18 protein-coding genes are annotated in these 16400 nt (G+C 33.6%); all 18 read left to right on the plus strand.

Annotated elements, in window-relative coordinates; genetic code table 11:
- Window positions 1-46: 46 nt before the first annotated feature.
- Window positions 47-1531 carry a UDP-N-acetylmuramoyl-L-alanyl-D-glutamate--2,6-diaminopimelate ligase gene (locus tag C3E88_RS02950; protein ID WP_236908558.1) on the plus strand — a complete coding sequence of 495 codons (1485 nt, stop codon included), beginning with the start codon at window positions 47-49 and terminating at the stop codon, window positions 1529-1531.
- 30 nt (window positions 1532-1561) lie between these two features.
- Entirely contained in the window at window positions 1562-2527 is a 966-nt protein-coding gene (gene mraY / locus C3E88_RS02955; RefSeq protein WP_236908559.1) for a phospho-N-acetylmuramoyl-pentapeptide-transferase, read from the plus strand.
- A gap of 20 nt (window positions 2528-2547) precedes the next feature.
- A complete protein-coding gene (gene murD / locus C3E88_RS02960) occupies window positions 2548-3918 on the plus strand; it encodes a UDP-N-acetylmuramoyl-L-alanine--D-glutamate ligase (protein ID WP_236908560.1) in 1371 nt (456 codons plus the stop codon).
- Entirely contained in the window at window positions 3911-5029 is a 1119-nt protein-coding gene (ftsW, locus tag C3E88_RS02965) for a putative lipid II flippase FtsW (RefSeq protein ID WP_236908561.1), read from the plus strand. Before murD ends, ftsW begins: the two co-directional genes overlap by 8 nt.
- 4 nt (window positions 5030-5033) lie before the next feature.
- Window positions 5034-6137, plus strand: coding sequence for an undecaprenyldiphospho-muramoylpentapeptide beta-N-acetylglucosaminyltransferase (gene murG, locus C3E88_RS02970; protein ID WP_236908562.1), 1104 nt, complete (start codon window positions 5034-5036; stop codon window positions 6135-6137).
- A gap of 74 nt (window positions 6138-6211) precedes the next feature.
- A complete protein-coding gene (gene murA, locus C3E88_RS02975) occupies window positions 6212-7462 on the plus strand; it encodes a UDP-N-acetylglucosamine 1-carboxyvinyltransferase (RefSeq protein WP_236908563.1) in 1251 nt (416 codons plus the stop codon).
- 57 nt (window positions 7463-7519) lie between these two features.
- Window positions 7520-8269, plus strand: coding sequence for a cell division protein FtsQ/DivIB (locus C3E88_RS02980; protein ID WP_236908564.1), 750 nt, complete (start codon window positions 7520-7522; stop codon window positions 8267-8269).
- A 13-nt stretch (window positions 8270-8282) separates the two neighbouring features.
- A complete protein-coding gene (locus tag C3E88_RS02985; RefSeq protein ID WP_236908565.1) occupies window positions 8283-9011 on the plus strand; it encodes a DUF881 domain-containing protein in 729 nt (242 codons plus the stop codon).
- Window positions 9012-9026: 15 nt separating this feature from the next.
- The gene (locus tag C3E88_RS02990) at window positions 9027-9755 is read left to right on the plus strand and encodes a DUF881 domain-containing protein (protein WP_236908566.1); all 729 of its coding nucleotides are present in this window, start codon (window positions 9027-9029) and stop codon (window positions 9753-9755) included.
- Between the two features lies 1 nt (window position 9756).
- Window positions 9757-10107, plus strand: a complete 351-nt coding sequence (locus tag C3E88_RS02995; protein ID WP_236908567.1) for a small basic family protein — start codon at window positions 9757-9759, stop codon at window positions 10105-10107.
- Window positions 10108-10225: 118 nt separating this feature from the next.
- The gene (gene ftsZ / locus C3E88_RS03000; RefSeq protein ID WP_236908568.1) at window positions 10226-11296 is read left to right on the plus strand and encodes a cell division protein FtsZ; all 1071 of its coding nucleotides are present in this window, start codon (window positions 10226-10228) and stop codon (window positions 11294-11296) included.
- Window positions 11297-11465: 169 nt separating this feature from the next.
- A complete protein-coding gene (spoIIGA, locus tag C3E88_RS03005) occupies window positions 11466-12362 on the plus strand; it encodes a sigma-E processing peptidase SpoIIGA (RefSeq protein ID WP_236908569.1) in 897 nt (298 codons plus the stop codon).
- 23 nt (window positions 12363-12385) lie between these two features.
- Window positions 12386-13087, plus strand: coding sequence for an RNA polymerase sporulation sigma factor SigE (gene sigE / locus C3E88_RS03010; protein WP_236908780.1), 702 nt, complete (start codon window positions 12386-12388; stop codon window positions 13085-13087).
- A gap of 217 nt (window positions 13088-13304) precedes the next feature.
- Window positions 13305-14078, plus strand: a complete 774-nt coding sequence (sigG, locus tag C3E88_RS03015; RefSeq protein ID WP_236908570.1) for an RNA polymerase sporulation sigma factor SigG — start codon at window positions 13305-13307, stop codon at window positions 14076-14078.
- 91 nt (window positions 14079-14169) lie between these two features.
- Entirely contained in the window at window positions 14170-14415 is a 246-nt protein-coding gene (locus C3E88_RS03020) for a YlmC/YmxH family sporulation protein (RefSeq protein WP_236908571.1), read from the plus strand.
- Between the two features lie 64 nt (window positions 14416-14479).
- A complete protein-coding gene (gene nrdR, locus C3E88_RS03025; protein ID WP_236908572.1) occupies window positions 14480-14935 on the plus strand; it encodes a transcriptional regulator NrdR in 456 nt (151 codons plus the stop codon).
- Window positions 14936-14952: 17 nt separating this feature from the next.
- Window positions 14953-15708, plus strand: coding sequence for a peptidoglycan editing factor PgeF (gene pgeF, locus C3E88_RS03030; protein WP_236908575.1), 756 nt, complete (start codon window positions 14953-14955; stop codon window positions 15706-15708).
- A complete protein-coding gene (locus C3E88_RS03035; RefSeq protein ID WP_236908578.1) occupies window positions 15705-16397 on the plus strand; it encodes a response regulator transcription factor in 693 nt (230 codons plus the stop codon). Before pgeF ends, C3E88_RS03035 begins: the two co-directional genes overlap by 4 nt.
- The last annotated feature ends 3 nt before the right edge of the window (window positions 16398-16400 follow it).

The following is a 16400-nucleotide window of genomic DNA, read 5'->3' on the forward strand; positions in this document are numbered from 1 at the left end:
AGGGGCGACTTTTGGAGTTGCCTTTTAATTAATTTAATTAACTAAAATGAAAGCAGGTGCAGACTTGAAACTTAAAGATTTGATAGAGGGTCATAAACTAGAGATTATAAAGGGTGATACGGATATCAATATTACAGGGATAGAACATGACTCTAGAAAAATACAAAAAGATAATATGTTCATAGCAATTCAGGGCTTTACGGTAGATGGCCATGATTATATTGATGAGGCAGTGGAAAATGGAGCTAGCTCAGTTTTAGTTGAAAAGGCTATAGAAGTTGAAAAAGAGGGTGTTACTGTCATAAGGGTAGATGATACCCTATTATCTTTAGCTAGATTCTCCTCCTTATTCTATGGAGAACCTTCAAAAGAACTAAACCTAGTGGGAATTACAGGAACAAATGGAAAAACCTCAATTACATATCTAATAAGAAATATATTTGAGGTTTGTCATGAGAAGACAGGGATAATTGGTACTATGGGCACACTTATCGATGACAGGATAGTGGATAATATAAATACAACTCCTGAATCATCTTTAATACAAAGATATTTAAGGGAAATGGTGGACAAAAATACTAAATATTGTGTTATGGAGGTTTCCTCCCACTCTTTGGATTTAAAAAGAGTAGAATATATGGCCTTTCAAGTAGGTATATTTTCTAATCTGACGGAAGACCATTTGGATTATCATAAGAATATGGAAAATTATTATAAAAGCAAACTAAGACTATTTAATAAGACCAGTGGATGCAATATCATCAACATAGATGATAAATATGGAAACAGAATTTTGGAGGATTTAGAAAACAATATACCAATAATAACCTATGGAATAGTTAGGGAATGTGATGTATATGCAACTAACATAGTTTGTCATACTAAGGGTGTGAAGTTTGTATTAAATAGCCCTAAAGGTTCCATTCCTATTGAGCTAAATCTACTAGGTAGATTTAATGTATATAATGCTTTAGCAGCAGCAGCTTGTGCCATATTTTATAATGTGGATTTACCTAGTATAAAAAAGGGCCTTGAGTCCATCAATGGTATCAAAGGAAGATTTGAACCGGTACCCATAGATGAAGATTATAATGTTATTATTGACTTTGCTCATACTCCTGATGGGTTAGAAAAGGTATTAACCACTATAGACCAATTTGCAGAAGGAAGAATAATTGTTATCTTTGGTGCCGGAGGCAACCGGGATAAAACTAAAAGACCTATAATGGGAGAAACGGTAGCAAGGCATGCAGATTTGTGTATAGTGACATCAGATAATCCAAGACATGAGGATCCAGATATGATTATAAAGGATATAATAGTAGGGGTGGAAAAGGCAAAGGGTGAATATATTGCAATTACGGACAGGAAAGAAGCTATAAGGTATGCCCTGTCAAATGCTAAACCAAAGGACACCATATTATTAGCTGGAAAAGGTCATGAAACTTATACTATAATTAAAGATGAGATTATTCCCTTTGACGAAAAACAGATAGTATTAGACATACTAGAAGATATGAAAAAATACTAGTAGCAATATATACGAGAGAGGAGAAGACATATGGTTGATTATTTAGATATAATAAGAATTATTCTTATTTCGTTTATTATAACCCTTATTTTAGGCCCTGTAATTATTCCTTTATTGAAAAGACATAAAATAGGTCAAAATGTTAGAGATGATGGTCCAGAAACCCATCTAGTTAAATCGGGTACTCCTACTATGGGTGGAATTATTATGTTGATTGCACTGTTGTTAACTACCATAACTTCAGGCATGCTAAATAAAGATATGTATATACTATTAATATCTACTTTTGGCTTTGGTATGATAGGATTTATTGATGACTATTTAAAAGTGGCTAATGAAAGATCCTTAGGTTTAAAACCTTATCAAAAGCTTATAGGCCAAATAATATTAGCGGTGGTTTTAGCAATTTATCAATCTAATACATCTATGTTAGGCACAAAGGTAATAGTTCCTTTTTTAAGCAATAGATATTTAGACTTAGGGATACTATATGTGCCATTTATTGCTTTTGTAGTAGTAGGTACAGTTAATAGTGTTAATCTAACCGATGGTTTAGACGGTTTAGCATCAGGAGTTACATTGATAGTATTATCCTTCTTTGGGTTAATTGCGCTTAATTGGGGAATGGATAGTATTTCCATTTTTTCTGCAGCATTAACTGGTGCTTGTCTAGGGTTTTTGATATATAATGCCTATCCTGCTAAGGTGTTTATGGGAGATACAGGTTCTATGGCCTTAGGCGGAGCGGTGGCAGCTATAGCTATATTACTAAATTTACCTTTGATGATCCCCATAGCTGGTGGAATATACTTTATAGAAGCCTTGTCAGTAATAATACAAGTAAGTTCCTACAAACTTACGGGGAAAAGAGTGTTTTTGATGAGCCCTCTTCACCATCATTTTGAGCAAAAAGGATGGGAAGAAACAAGGGTAGTAGTAGTTTTTTGGAGTATTACTGTCATACTGTGTTTAATAGGTGTAGCGAGTTTAAACTAAGATGAAAGTCAGGTGTAATTATGAATTTAAAGGATAAAAAAATACTTATACTAGGATTAGGGATTAGCGGAGTATCTACAGTTAAGGCTTTAGATAGATTGGGAGCTAGAATAACAATTAGCGATGTTAAGACTGAAGACGAGTTAAAGGAATATATAGACCAGATTAGGGATATAGATGTGAAATATGTATTAGGAACTAATGATGTTTCCGTTGAAAATATAGATTTAATCGTCAAAAGTCCAGGAGTGCCTTCGGATTTAAAGGTTTTCAAAGATGCTAATCTGAAAGGTATCCAGGTTGTTACGGACTTAGAATTAGCCTATAGGATTAATCCTAATGGTAACATTATTGCAATAACTGGAACAAATGGAAAAACTACTACTACTACTTTAACAGGAGAGTACTTTAAAAAGGCTGGATATAATACCTATGTAATGGGAAACATCGGAGTAGGAGTATTATGGAATATGGTTAATTCTAAAGCCAAGGATATATTTGTAATTGAAGCTAGTAGTTTTCAACTGCATAATACCTTTACTTTTAAACCGAAGATAAGTCTCATATTGAATATTACTCCTGATCACTTGAATTGGCATAAAACTTTGGAAAATTATATAGATTCGAAGAAAAAGATATTCATAAACCAAAGCAGTGAAGATTATACTGTACTAAACTATGATGATTCGCTATTAAGGAGTATGGAAGGAGAAATAAACTCCAACTTGATATGGTTTAGTGTGAATAGTAAGCTTACTAGGGGAATATATATAGAAGATGGATATATTGTGATAGACGATGGAAATGAGATTCAAAGAGTTATTAAAACTGAAGAAGTAAGAATTCTAGGAAAGCACAATTTAGAAAATGCCTTAGCTAGCGTAGCTATTGCTTGGATTATGGGGGTGGATACAGAAATTATACGTGAAGTTCTTAAGACTTTTCCTGGGGTGGAACACAGAATAGAATATGTAGATTCAATTGACAGAGTTCAATTTTTTAACGATTCTAAGGGGACAAATTCAGATGCTAGCATTAAAGCTATCGAAGCCGTAGACAGTCCTATAGTATTGATAGCTGGAGGTATGGATAAGGGGACTGAATTTGATGATTTTATTCTAGCCTTCAAGGAAAAGGTCAAAGCTTTGATACTATTAGGAGAGACAAAGGAGAAGATAAAGAAAACTGCTCTAAAACATGGTTTTGAGAATGTGTTTATGGTAAATGATATGGAAGAGGCAGTTAAGAAAAGCTTTCAATTAGCTCAACAGGGGGATAATATACTACTTTCACCAGCATGTGCCAGCTGGGATATGTATAATAGCTTTGAGGATAGGGGAAATGATTTTAAAAAAGTAGTATATAGATTGAAGGAGGAACAAAATGGCTAAAAAGGTTAAAAAAAGAGCTCCTGATTTCACCTTGCTTTTAGCAACTTTACTCCTTGTGTTTGTTGGTATAATTATGGTATTTAGCTCGTCCTGGCCAGAAGGGATAAAGACCTTTAACGATGGATACCATTTTCTAAAAAAACAGTTGATTGCAGCAGGGTTGGGATTAGTTGCATTGCTTTTTTTCATGAATTTTGATTATAGAAGACTAAAGAGAATGTCTTGGCTAATTTTCATAGTCTCTATACTCAGTGGGATATTAATATTTACACCTTTAGGTGTTACTAGAAAGGGGGCAAGAAGGTGGATAAATCTAGGTTTTACCACATTTATGCCTTCGGATATAATAAAATTAGGATCTATCATCTTTTTAGCCGCCTTTTTAGCAAAGAAAAAGGAGAAAATAAAAGATTTTACAGAAGGATTAATTCCTGCCTTGGCTATTATCGGGGTTTCTTGTGGAATGATATATTTTCAAAAGGATTTGTCTACTACGGTTACATTAGGCGCTACCCTAGTAAGTATGTTGTTTGTCGCAGGTATGAAGATGTCCCATATGTTTCTTTTGATTATTATGGCGGGCTTAGGGTTGTTTAAGGCTATAACAGATGAGGAAAATAGATATAGAATGAAAAGGGTTACTAGCTTTTTAGATCCCTTTGCTGATAAAAGTGATACTGGATGGCAGGCGGTACAATCTCTATATGCCCTTGGTTCAGGAGGACTTTTTGGGTTAGGGCTAGGTAAGAGCAGGCAGAAATTCTTTTATATTCCTGAGCCTCACAATGATTTTATATTTGCAATAATTGGAGAGGAATTAGGTTTTTTAGGGGCTTTAACCGTTATTATGTTGTTTTTTTTACTAATTTGGAGAGGAATTAGAATTGCTTTAAATGTAGAGGACCTTTTTGGATGCTTACTTGCTACAGGTATAGTAGCTCTCATTACTATCCAATCTCTGATTCATATTGCTGTTGTAACATCATCTATACCTCCAACGGGGATACCCTTACCTTTTGTAAGTTATGGAGGAACTTCATTAATATTGTATATGTCAGCTATTGGCATTCTATTAAATATATCACGACATGTAACTACGGATAGGAGTTGAAATTATGCGATATTTAATTACAGGTGGGGGAACTGGAGGACATATATATCCAGCTCTAGCCATAGCAAATGAAATAAAAAAAAGGCATAGAGATGCAAATATTCTATATGTTGGTACGGAAAAGGGCCTAGAGGCTGAGCTGGTACCTAGAGAAGGATATGATTTTAAAACCATAAGAGTTAAGGGCATGCCAAGGAAGATTAACAAGGAAGCTTTTGTAGCTATGAAGGAGTTGCTTTTAGGGCTTAGGGATGCAAATAAAATTATAAAGGACTTCAATCCTGATGTGGTAATTGGTACTGGAGGATATGTGTGTGGGCCAGTAGTCTATAAGGCTAGCAAAAAAAATATTCCCACTTTAATCCATGAACAAAATGCATTTCCAGGGGTTACAAACAAAATTCTTTCAAGATATGTAGATAAAGTTTTGGTAACTTTTGAAGAGTCCATTAAGTATTTTAAATATCCAGACAGGGTAGTTGTTACTGGAAATCCAATACGAAAGAGCATTGTTGAAATTGATTTAGATAAAGCCTTTAAGGATTTAAAAATTGATCCTAATGTTCCCTTCATATTATCTTTTGGGGGAAGCGGTGGACAGAAAAAATTAAATGAAGCAATGTTTTATGTGATAAAGGAGAATATCTCCAATGGGAATTTACAGATACTTCATATTACTGGTAAAAGGTTTTATGAGGATTTCACAAATAAATTAGAAGAGAACAATTTGATCTTAGGCAACAATATAAGGGTCGTGCCCTATTTCTACGATATGCCAAAGGCTATTAATGTTGCTGATTTGGTAGTAACCTCGGCTGGTGCTATAACCTTAGCTGAAATCTCTGCCGTTGGCATTCCTAGTATATTGATACCAAAGGGTTATACAGCAGAAAATCATCAGGAATATAATGCTAGGGCATTTGAGAAAAAAGGTGCATCACTTGTAATATTGGAGAAGGATTTAACCGGAGAAAAGTTAAACGAAATGATTAGTAGTGTTATTAAAGATGAAAAAGCTTTGGTGGATATGTGTAAAAACAGTAAACAAATAGGGAGAATAGATGCAGTAGATAAAATTGTAGATATTATAGATGAACTTATTGTATAGTTAGTTATCACACTTCCAATACATATGCATAATATGGTGATATACTTAAGCTTTGGCATATTGGAGGTGCGATAATGGAAAAAATAATTGTTTATGGCGGCAATAGATTGACAGGTGAGGTAAGCGTATCTGGTGCAAAAAATGCAATTTTACCTATACTAGCTGCTACTGTTATTGGAGGCAATGAAAGCACTATTTTTAATGTTCCAGATCTTCGTGATGTAGAAGTTATGGAAAAGATACTTTTAGCCCTTGGCTGTAATATAAAGCGTATGGACAATATGATGTGGATTGATTCTAAACCATTGGACCAAATAAAGATTCCCGATGAATTGGCAAGGGAAATGCGATCTTCCATAATTCTTATGGGAGCAATGCTATCTCGATGTGGTGAAGTAATTATAAGCTATCCTGGGGGATGCGAAATTGGGCCTAGACCTATCGATCTACATTTAAAGTCATTAAGGGAGTTAGGAGCAGAAATAGAGGAATCCCATGGTTTTATACACTGTAAAACAAAGGGATTGAAGGGAGCAGAAATACAGTTAGATTATCCTAGTGTAGGAGCAACGGAGAATATCATATTAGCTGCTGTAAAAGCTAAAGGTATTACTACAATTAGAAATGCTGCTAGAGAACCAGAGATAGTAGATTTACAAAACTATTTAAATAGAGCTGGTGCTAAGATTAGTGGAGCAGGCACAAGTATTGTTATTATCGAAGGAGTAGATAAACTGAGGGGTGTAACCCACAATACCATGCCAGATAGAATAGTGGCTGGGACCTATATGGTAGCTTCAGCTATAACTCAAGGAGAAGTTATACTAAAAAATGTAATAATAGACCATTTGCAAGCTATAATTGCAAAGTTAAGAGAGGCAGGATGTTTAATATATAATGATGAAAATTCATTGAAGATAATAGGACCAGAAAGGATAAATTCCATAGAGATGATACAAACTTTACCCTATCCAGGTTTTCCAACGGATATGCAGGCTCAAATTATGGCATTGTTAAGCATAGCCAATGGTACTAGTATAATATCGGAGACAGTGTTTGAAAATAGATTCAAACATGCAGAAGAACTTATGAGGATGGGAGCTAATATTAAAACCTTTGGGAAAGTTGCAATTATTAAGGGAGTGAAAGACCTGACAGGGGCGAAGACTGCTGCTAAAGATTTGCGTGGTGGAGCCTGTCTTGTATTAGCAGGACTAGCTGCAAAAGGGAGAACTGAAATAGAAAATGTCTATCATATTGAAAGAGGGTATGAAGATTTTCATAAGATACTTAGAGGATTAGGTGCCAATATTGATATGGTATAGAGGAGCAGCATTCGCTGCTTTTAAAATGTAGGACAAGCAAGTAGGCGGTGTTAACCAGTGAAAAAGAACAGTAAACACAGAAAAAACATAAGAAGAAAAAGGGTTTTAAAATTTCTATTGTTGATTTTAATCCTTACCCTTATATACTTGTTTGCCTTTAAAACTAATTTTTTTCACATAGATAGTATTAAAATAATGGGTAATGATAAGATGAGTTACGATGAAATACTTAAGGCATCAACTTATATAAAGGGAGAAAATATATTCAATATTAGTAAGAAAAAAGGACAAAATAGTTTGGAAAAGTTACCCTATATAAAAAAAGCAGAAGTTAAGAGAAGATTACCAAGAAGTATAATTATTCAGATTGTAGAACGGGAGGAAGTGGCAATCATACCCTATATTGGTGCTTTTGTATATATAGACGAAGAAGGATATATATTATCTATAGATGAGAACAAAGGGGAGGTTGAATTACCCCAGATTTTTGGTATTGAGTTAATAGATGTTATACCTGGAGAAAAGCTTTTTAGTGGGGATGGTAAGGAGGCTTATAGAGAGTTTATCGCATTTAGCAAAGAAAAGGGATTACTACCATTGATGAAATATATCAACTTTTCCGATAATAATAATACAATGATTGAGTTAATAGATGGTATTAAGGTTGCCTTTGGACCCTTAGATAATGTAAAATATAAATTAAGCTTCCTATCTAAGATTCTTGAAGATATGGATAATAAAGAAATCCATGCAAAGCAAATTTTATTAAATAAAGGGGACAATCCAATTGTAGTGACAGACGATTAATAGGGGGAATTATATGAAAAAATCAAATGGTAGATTAGCAATTACTATGGTTTCCTTATTTTTAGGCATTATATTGGCTATACAATTTAAAACTGTAAACAAGACTGTGGGAGAAGGAGTACTTCCTACCCAAAGGGCACAGCAACTAGCTTTAGAACTGAAAAAAGCTCAAGAGGCTAGGGATGCAGCAGTAAAAGCATTAGATGAAGCTGAGGAGAAGATAAAATTATATGAAAAAGGTGAGGCTGACAATAATGTCTATGCTGAAAACTTGTATAAGGATTTGGAAAAGTATAGGATGTTAGCAGGATATGTAGACCTAGAAGGTCCTGGAATAGTCTTGGAGGTTCATGATCCACCTGCTGATGTACAATTTGGTATAGAGTATAGCATTGCAGATGATTTAGATTTGATTCTTCAAGCTATTAGTGTTTTAAATGCAGCTGAAGCAGAGGCTATTTCTATTAACGACCAGAGGTATACTGCTTTTACTGAAATAGAAAAGGCAGGAGACCATATTGAGATAAATGGCGTATCCATAGGAGCACCTATTGTAATAAAGGCTATTGGTAATCCCGAGACATTAGAGTCTGCTTTAGCTATTAAAAGAGGGATTGTATGGACTTTAGAATATTATGATTACAATGTACATTTAACACAAGAAAAAAATGTACAGATACCAAAGTATAGAAAACTAAAAGAGTTTATCTATTCAAAGCCAGTTGAACAGGAGGCAAATTAAATTTGGGGGATAAATATGAACAATACAAAAAAACCTAATATTACCATATTGATTTTCTCTGTTTTACTAGGTGTTTTTATGGCAGGTCAATTTAAACAAAATATACCTACTATTGCTCCTGTTACTTTGAAATCTATTCAGGTCACTAAAAATGATATAAATACAGTTAACAAGGAGATTGAAGATTTGAATAAATTGATTGCAGAGAAGGAGGGGCAGTTAAAGATACTAGAAAGCATTGCTAGTGGGGATGAAAATATTATTGATATTTTAAATGCAGAGCTTGAGAAAAACAAAAACATTGCTGGTTTTCAGGAAGTAGAAGGTCCTGGAATCGTCATTATAATGCAGGATAATATGGCAGAAGGCGCTTTTGGAGAAGAATATGAGTTAGATATTATTCACGATATAGATGTGTTAAGAATTATCAACGACTTAAGAGGCGCTGGGGCTGAAGCAATAAGTGTAAATGGTCAGAGGGTCTTGTCTATATCGGAGATAAAATGTGGCGGTCCTATCATCAGAGTAAACGGGAAAAGTTTGGGAACTCCCTTTGTAATCAAAGCTATAGGGGATCCAAAGCTTTTGATGGCAGCTATAAATGCTCCTAATACCTATGCCTATGCATTGAAACACATAGATCAAATCTTTATAGAATCGACCACAGAAGATAGCATTATAATTCCAGCATATATTGGAAGATTCAATTTCAAATATGCTAAACCATTAAGAGAAGGTGATTAATATGTTTTTTGCTTTAATAGGTATAACCATTGGATTGGTAATTGGTCTTATGTTACCCTACACATATAATACAGCTTATTCTTTATATATTTCAGTAGCTATATTAGCTTGTTTAGACTCGGTTTTCGGTGGGATAAAGGCAAATTTAGAGAAAAAATTTGATACTGGAATATTTATATCCGGATTTTTTGGAAATGCTGTATTAGCTGCCTTTTTAGCATACATCGGCGATAGGCTTGGAGTTCCTTTATATTATGCAGCCATATTTACCTTTGGAGGAAGGCTTTTCGAGAACTTTGCTAGCATTAGAAGAATTCTATTAAATAGACATAAGTCGAAAAATAATGAATAACCATTTAAATTGGCATTCTTTTAGGGTACAATTAATATATTATACCATTATTATCTTTAGTAAAAAATATTTAGGTTCAATAGTAGCTTTTTAACTAATAGAGAAGGGGGTTAAAATTGTGTTTGATTTTGATGTTGAAGTTGAAGAGTTTGCTAGAATAAAAGTTATTGGGGTTGGCGGTGGCGGTAACAATGCAGTTAACAGGATGATTGAATGTGGAGTTAGGGGAATAGACTTTATTGCACTTAACACGGATAGACAAGCTTTATATTCATCAAGAGCAGAACATAAATTGCAGATTGGAGAAAAGCTAACTAAGGGACTAGGCGCTGGTGCAAATCCAGAAATTGGCATGAAGGCAGCTGAGGAAAATAGAAATGAAATCGTTGAAGCATTAAAAGGTGCAGACATGGTGTTTATTACTGCAGGTATGGGGGGAGGAACAGGTACTGGTGCAGCCCCAATAGTTGCTGAAGCTGCTAAGGAACTGGGAATACTAACTGTAGGAGTTGTAACTAAACCTTTTACCTTTGAAGGTAGGAGAAGGGCTATTCATGCAGAAAAGGGCATAGAAGAGCTTAAAGCAAAGGTTGATACATTAGTAACTATACCAAATGATAGATTGTTGCAAGTAGCAGAGAAGAAAACCACCATGGTAGAAGCCTTTGCTATGGCAGATGAAGTACTTAAACAGGGAATACAAGGGATTTCAGATTTAATAGCTGTTCCTAACCTAATCAACTTAGACTTTGCTGATGTTAAAACCATTATGTATAACCAGGGTATTGCCCATATGGGAATAGGTAAAGCTTCTGGTGAAAATAGGGCAGTAGACGCTGCAAAACAGGCAATTAAGAGTCCCCTGCTGGAAACTTCTATCGATGGAGCGAAAGCTGTATTGCTGAATATTACAGGTGGTGGAGATTTAGGATTATTTGAGGTAAATGAAGCAGCAGATTTAATAAGACAATCTGTAGACCAGGATGCAAACATCATATTTGGTGCAGGTATAGATGAATCCTTAAAAGAAGAAATAAAAATAACTGTAATTGCAACAGGTTTCGATTCAGAAAGAGCATTAAGGAAAACTAGGCTAACAGAATCAATAACAGAAGAAGAAAGCGCTGCTACAAGCCAGTTTGACTTAGATAACTTGGATATTCCTACTTTCCTGAGAAAAAAAGATTAATATGAATTATAAAGCTTATTGTCAAAAAACGTTTCTCAAAATTGAGATACGTTTTTTTTATTGCATAAATAGTGACAAATTTTTACTTGTATATTATGTATAATGGACATAAATACTTTAGTTTTTGAATATGTTTATAGTATAGACATTTTTTAAAGGAGGTATTAAATTGTACGTATATGCTGAATACCTGTTGTTAGAAAATATCATAATAAATTACATTATATTATATGTAACAAAGAAGATCACAAGAACTAGAACTAGAAAAATTAGACTATTAATTGGGGCTTTAGTAGGATCTATTTATACTTTAGTGGCCTTTTTTCCTTCGTTACAATTTATGGGTAAGTTTAGCATCAAGCTTTCTATCTCAGTATTGATGGTAATAATAGGTTTTAACCCAGAAAAATTTAATCAATTTATTAAACAGATATCAGCATTTTATATGGTTTCCTTTGCATTTGCAGGTGCAATAATTGGAATCTTTTATATTTTAAACAATAGTTTTCATTTCACTGGAATTTCCTTTAAGGATTCAGACGAATTAGCAAAATTTTTAATTATTGGAATAGTAGTTGCTTTAATACTTATAAGATATATACTTAAGTTTTACCAAATAAGAGTAAATAAAGAAAGTTTTATAACAAATATTATTATAGGTTTAAACGATAGGGAAGCCCAGTTAACTGCTCTAATAGATACAGGTAACTCTCTCAAAGAACCTATATCGCAAAAGCCAGTAATCATTGCAGAGTATAAGGCATTAGAGAATATACTGCCAGATTCAATAAAGGATATGTACCTATCGAACAAAGAATTGGATTTAAATCTTATGGGCAAGGTTATGGAAGAGATTTCCGATGATATTAAACTTCGGTTGATACCTTTCAAATCCCTAGGTAATGATAATGGTATATTAATAGGATTTAAACCAGATATAATAAAGATAAATTTAGAATCAGAGACAAAGAGCTTGACGAATGACATAATAGTGGCTATTTATAATGATAAATTAGCTACAGATGAAATATATAATGGGTTATTGCATCCAGAATTATTAGGATAGGGGGAAATATTTTGAAAAAAATAATTATGAAGATTAATCTATGGTTTAATAAGGTGTTATGTAAACTAAAGTATCTAGATAGTATATACTACATTGGAAGTGGAGAAGTACTTCCACCACCTTTAAAACCAGAAGAGGAAAGCTATTATTTAAAAAGATTAAAATATGACGACAGCATTAGAAGCATTCTGATCGAAAGGAATTTACGATTAGTCGTATATATAGCTAGGAAATTTGAAAATACTGGCATATGCATTGAGGATTTGATATCTATTGGTACTATTGGACTAATAAAAGCGGTTAATACTTTTAATCCAGATAAAAATATTAAATTGGCTACTTACGCTTCAAAGTGTATTGAAAATGAAATACTTATGTATTTAAGACGAAACAGTAAGGTAAAATCAGAAGTATCCTTTGATGAGCCTCTAAATGTGGATTGGGATGGGAACGAATTGTTACTTTCAGATATACTAGGAACTGATGGCGATATAATATTTAAGTTTTTAGAAGAAGAGGTAGATAAAGAGTTACTAAACCAAGCTATAGATAAACTATCCGGACGGGAAAAGACTATAGTTGAATTAAGATTTGGTCTAAAAAATGGAAAAGAAAAAACACAAAAGGAAGTAGCAGATATGTTAGGTATATCCCAGTCATATATTTCAAGATTAGAAAAGAGAATTATCAAACGATTAAGAAAAGAAATGGTTAGATTGATGTAAAAAAAGAGTAAAAATATAGATAGATATGCTCCCTAGGGTAGGCAGATTATATTAAATGATCTGTTTACAAGAGGGGGCATATTATTTTTCATTGTTTTAATGATAGAATACTTAAATATGGTGGGTAATTATGTTAATTATTAATTGAATAAAAAAAAGAATAGGGGCAATAATTTTAATTGTAAAGGGGCAAAACACGGAGAAAGGAATGAAATAGTTGCATACAAGCAAAGTTGAAATTTGCGGTGTTAACACATCTAAATTGCCGGTATTGACAAATGAACAGATGCAAGAACTGTTTATAAAAATCAAAGCAGGAGATATGAAAGCAAGGGAAGAGTTTATACAAGGAAATTTGAGATTGGTGCTTAGTATAATTCAAAGATTTAATAGGAGAGGAGAAAATGTCGACGATTTGTTTCAGGTAGGATGTATAGGATTGATAAAGGCTATAGATAACTTTGATTTAAGCCAAAATGTAAGGTTTTCTACCTATGCAGTGCCTATGATCATAGGGGAGATTAGAAGATACTTAAGGGATAACAACCCTATTAGGGTAAGCAGATCTTTAAGGGATATTGCTTATAGGGCTCTTCAGGCTAGGGATCATTTGATCAATAAAAATCTCAAAGAGCCAACTATTAACGAGATTGCTGAAGAATTAAATTTACCCAAGGAGGAGGTAGTTTTTGCTCTAGATGCAATCCAAGAACCTATCTCCTTATTTGAGCCCATATATCATGATAGTGGGGATGCTATATTTATAATGGATCAAGTAAAAGACAAAAAGGCAGAAGATGAAGTGTGGCTACAAGAGATAGCATTGAGGGAAGCTATAAGCAAGTTAAATGAAAGGGAGAAGCTTATATTGAATTTGCGATTTTATGAAGGGAAAACTCAAATGGAGGTAGCTGAAGAAATAGGCATTTCTCAGGCCCAGGTATCAAGATTGGAAAAAAATGCTTTAAAACAGATGAGAAAACTAATTTGATATAGACCATTACCCCATTAAAATCTAAGGTATATTTATACTTGTACATTAAATATATATATATATAAAGGGAATAGAAAGAGGTGGGGTAATGGTTAAATTATCAGAAATGAGAGAGAAGGAAGTCATAAATATAAGAGATGGGGCCAAGATTGGTCTAATATATGATTTTGAAATGGACTTAGAAAATGGAAAGGTAATAGCAGTAGTAATTCCAGGTCCAGGTAAGATATTGGGGTTATTTGGAAAAGATAATGATTTAGTGATCCATTGGAAGAACATAGTTCGGATTGGTACCGATGCTATACTGGTAGATATAAATATAGAGGACTATTAGACATTAGACAATTGAAATACTATATATTATAATCAAGATAAATAGTAGAATGTGAGGTGTATATATGAAGTGTCCATTTTGTGATTATTATGAGACAAAAGTGGTAGATTCACGACCAACAGATGAAGGACAAGCCATTAGACGTAGAAGAGAATGTATTAAATGTGCTAGAAGGTTTACAACTTATGAAAAAGTAGAAGCCATGCCATTAATTATTGTAAAAAAGGATGGCACTAGAGAAGCCTATGATAGGAATAAGGTATTGAATGGGATATTAAAAGCCTGTGAAAAAAGGCCAGTACCATTAAGCACTATAGAAGAAACTGTAGATGAAATCGAAAGGGAATTGTATAATTCTATGGAAAAGGAAGTAACTAGTCAACATATTGGAGAAATGATAATGAGCAAGTTGAAAAATATAGATGAAGTATCCTATGTTAGATTTGCATCAGTATATAGACAATTTAAAGATATCAATACATTTATGGAAGAATTGAAAAAACTACTCAATGAGGAATAAATGCGTGAGGTGATTAGGTGAAAATTATTGAAAATCGTCATGAAGAGATTATATATTATGAAATAGGATTGTTTAATGAAGCAAAAGTGAATCATCTGTTTACCTCGAGGATAGGGTGGGGGGAAAATGAGCTTGAAAAATTATCAAAAATATTCAATGTTCCAAAAACCAATATAGTAGGTTTAACCCAAGTCCATGGTACGGATATAATATCCATAGACAAGGGTATTAGTGGGGAAGAAAATGTTCACAATCTAATAGGGGATGGTTTGGTGACGAATATGCCCAATTTAGTTCTTATCACCTATCATGCCGACTGTGTCCCAATATATTTTTATGACCGAAGGAATAAAGTCGTCGGATTAGCACATGGCGGTTGGAAGGGAACATACGGAAATATCAGCGGGAAGATGATTGATTTAATGGTAAATAAATATGATTCTAAATTAGAAGATATACTTGTAGGTATAGGACCTTCTATAGGACCTTGTTGTTATGAAATTGGTAGGGATCTAGCCTGTAATTTTGCAAACAGGTTTAATGATTTCGATGGAATAGTAGAGGAAAGGGGCAATAAAATATATTTAGATTTATGGAAGATTAATTATCTCCAAATAAAGGATAAGGGTGTATTAGATGACAACATTGCAATAACTGAAGCATGTACTGCTTGCCATAGTGATAAATTTTATTCCTATAGAAAGGAAAGAGGTACCAAAAATAGAATGATGGCTGCTATCGGATTGACTTCTGATTTTGGAGGGTTAATATGAGTATTAAAATTTTAGTTGTAGATGATGAACCTAGTATTGTTGAGTTATTAAAGTATAATTTAGAGAATAGTGGTTATGAAATTAAAGAAGCCTATGATGGAGTAGAAGCCTTAAATATGGTTTCCGAGGAAAGGTTTGACTTGATAATACTGGATTTGATGTTACCTAAAATTGATGGCATAGAAGTATGTAAACGGCTAAAACGAGAAGATTCACATATTCCTATTATCATGTTAACAGCTAAAAGTAGCGAGGCTGATAAAGTTTTAGGATTAAATATTGGTGCAGATGATTATATTACCAAACCTTTTAGCATTAAGGAATTAATAGCTAGGGTTAATGCACTATTAAGACGGATAGGGGAGACGGAAAAACAAAATGGTGGAGTAATAATCAATCTTGGAAATTTAAGGGTAGACCTGGAAAGACATGAGGTAGAAAAAAACGGAGAACTATTGGATTTAACTCTAAAGGAATTTGAATTATTGAGGATTTTGCTGGAAAACAAGGGAAAGGTTTTATCTAGAAATATATTGTTGGATAAGGTATGGGGTTACGATTTTTATGGTGAGACTAGGACAGTAGATGTGCATGTAAGAAATTTGAGAAAGAAGATAGAAGATGATGATAGAAACCCCCAATATATAGAGACGGTACGAGGAGTAGGATATAGGATAGGGTTGAGGTAATTT

The sequence above is a fragment of the Clostridium sp. Cult3 genome, assembly GCF_021655115.1.
GTDB lineage: Bacteria > Bacillota > Clostridia > Tissierellales > Tepidimicrobiaceae > PPXY01.